The 2,111-nt window shown below is 71.6% G+C and carries 3 protein-coding genes and 1 pseudogene; 2 read left to right on the top strand and 2 right to left on the bottom strand.

Going from position 1 to position 2,111, the window contains the following annotated elements:
- The first annotated feature begins 67 nt into the window (after nt 1-67).
- Together Q8S40_RS09375 and Q8S40_RS09370 are read left to right on the top strand one after the other, a co-directional pair.
- Nucleotides 68-250 carry a hypothetical protein gene (locus tag Q8S40_RS09375; RefSeq protein ID WP_305670171.1) on the top strand — a complete coding sequence of 61 codons (183 nt, stop codon included), beginning with the start codon at nt 68-70 and terminating at the stop codon, nt 248-250.
- Nucleotides 251-351: 101 nt separating this feature from the next.
- Nucleotides 352-648, top strand: a complete 297-nt coding sequence (locus Q8S40_RS09370; protein ID WP_305670170.1) for a hypothetical protein — start codon at nt 352-354, stop codon at nt 646-648.
- A gap of 6 nt (nt 649-654) precedes the next feature.
- On the opposite strand, the gene Q8S40_RS09365 is transcribed toward Q8S40_RS09370, so the two are convergent.
- Both Q8S40_RS09365 and Q8S40_RS09360 read right to left on the bottom strand, forming a co-directional pair.
- Nucleotides 655-1,941, bottom strand: coding sequence for a folylpolyglutamate synthase/dihydrofolate synthase family protein (locus Q8S40_RS09365; protein ID WP_305670169.1), 1,287 nt, complete (start codon nt 1,939-1,941; stop codon nt 655-657).
- Nucleotides 1,942-1,951: 10 nt separating this feature from the next.
- A pseudogene (locus Q8S40_RS09360) lies at nt 1,952-2,111 on the bottom strand (acetyl-CoA carboxylase carboxyl transferase subunit beta); the annotation flags it as partial.

The following is a 2,111-nucleotide window of genomic DNA, read 5'->3' as shown; positions in this document are numbered from 1 at the left end:
ACCCTGAAAATGGGGATAGAGAACCTGCTGCGCCACTATATTCCGGAAGTGACCGAGGTGCGCCCGGTTGCCGCCTGACACCATTCTGGCATTCGACACATCGGCGGCGCATTGCGCCGCCGCTTTGCTTTTGCCCGATGGCCTCTGCCTGATCCGGGTGGAGGACATGGCCAAAGGTCAGGCCGAGCGTCTGCTGCCCTTGCTGGAAGAAGTGCTGGCCGAAGCCGGCATCGGCCGTCAGGCCGCCTGAGTCCTCTCCGAAGGGCAGCGTTCGCCTCAAATTTGCGGCGGCGGCGTTTCGATGCGAGGCTGGGCCCCGTCCATCCCTCCTTGCCTGAGGAACATCGCCCCATGCTGACCGCCCTGTTCGCCGCCGCCCTTGTTTCGGGCGCCGCCGTGAATGTTTCGGACCAGGCCGTGGCCGTCATCAGCCCGAGCCCGCCCCCCGCGCCCGCCACTGCCCCTGCCCGTAGCCAGCCGGTCGAGGCCAGCGGCGAGACGATGCGGGTCTGCCGGTTCGAGACCGCGACGGGCTCCAACCGCCGCACGCGCGTGTGCCGGGATGTACCGCGCCAGGGCGTTCAGGATCAGGCGACCCGCGAATTCATGCGGGATCACCAGCGGTGGACGCCCGAACCCTCGGGCTGACGCGCGTCAATCCGGCCAGGTTTCGCGCGCAGCGCCCAGCACCTCGCCGGCCAGATACAGCGACCCGCAGATCGTGACCCGTCCGGCGCCCAGCCGCAGGGCGCGGGACAACGCCTCTTCGACCGAGCCGCAGGCCGTCGCGCCGAGGCCGTGACCCCGGGCCATCGCCGCCAGGGCTTCCGGCTCGGCCGCCGCCCCGTCGAACGGCACGGTGAACACCGCAGCGCCTGACCGGCTCAAGGCCTCGAAGAAGCCGCCGGCGTCCTTGTTGGCCAGAATGCCCACGATCAGGGCCAGAGGACGCGGCGCCTTCGCCTGCCGCTCGCCGAGCGTCGCCGCCAGGGCCGCCGCCGCATGCGGATTATGCCCCCCGTCCAGCCACAGTTCCGCGTCCGCCGCCCGGGCCGCATCGCCATAGGGGCCCGCCGTCAGCCGCTGCATCCGCGCCGGCCAGCGCACCGACCGCAGGCCGTCGGCGATCGCCGCCTCGGGCAGGTCCAGCTCCAGCGCGACGGCGACCGCCAGCCCGGCGTTGTCGAACTGGTGCGGTCCGGACAGGGCCGGGGCCGGCAGGTCGAGGAACCGCTCCTGGTCCTGCCACGACAGACCGCCGCGGTCGGCCCAGGCGTCGAAATCGACCCCCATCACCGTCAGCGGCGCCTGCACGGCCCGGGCCGCGACCTCTATGGCCGCCATGGCCTCGTCCGGCTGGCGCGCGATCAGGCCCCGCGCGCCCGCCTTGAGGATCCCCGCCTTCTCCACCGCCACGCCGCGCAGGCTGTCGCCGAGGAATTCGGCGTGGTCGAGGTCGACCGGGGCGATAACGCTGAGCAGGGGCCGGTCGATCACATTGGTGGCGTCCAGCAGCCCGCCGAGCCCGACCTCGACGATGGCCAGGTCCGCCGGCGTCTCGCTCATGGCCACGAAGGCCGCGGCGGTGGTGCTCTCGAACACCGTCGCCTCGGCGCCGCTCTGCTCCAGAGCCGTCTCGACGCGATCAAGCACGGCGTGCAGCGCCGCGTCCTCGATCAGCCGCCCGCCCAGCCGGATGCGCTCGTTGAAGCGGACCAGATGGGGGGAGGTGTAGCAATGCACCGTCAGGCCCGCAGCCTCGGCGATGGCGCGGATGAAGGCGACCGTCGACCCCTTGCCGTTGGTGCCGGCGACATGGATCACCGGCGGCAGCCGGTGCTGCGGATCGCCCAGGGCCGCGCACAACACCCGCATCCGCTCCAGCGACAGGTCGATCCGCTGGGGGTGGCGGGCGCGCAGGCGTTCGGAGATCGGATCCATGGCGGCAGACCTACGCCGCCCGGCGCTTCCCGCCCATCAGCATCGACAGGATCTGGCCCAGCACCACCGGCAGATCGGCGCGAGCGACGACGCGGTCGACCATGCCCTTTTCCTGCAGATATTCGGCGCGCTGGAAGCCCGGCGGCAGTTTCTCGCGGATGGTCGCCTCG

The organism is Falsiroseomonas sp. (assembly GCF_030695085.1).
In the GTDB taxonomy this organism is placed as follows: Bacteria; Pseudomonadota; Alphaproteobacteria; order Acetobacterales; family Acetobacteraceae; genus Falsiroseomonas.
Note: the sequence above shows the minus strand (reverse complement) of the source record. Positions and strands in the feature narration are given on the sequence as shown.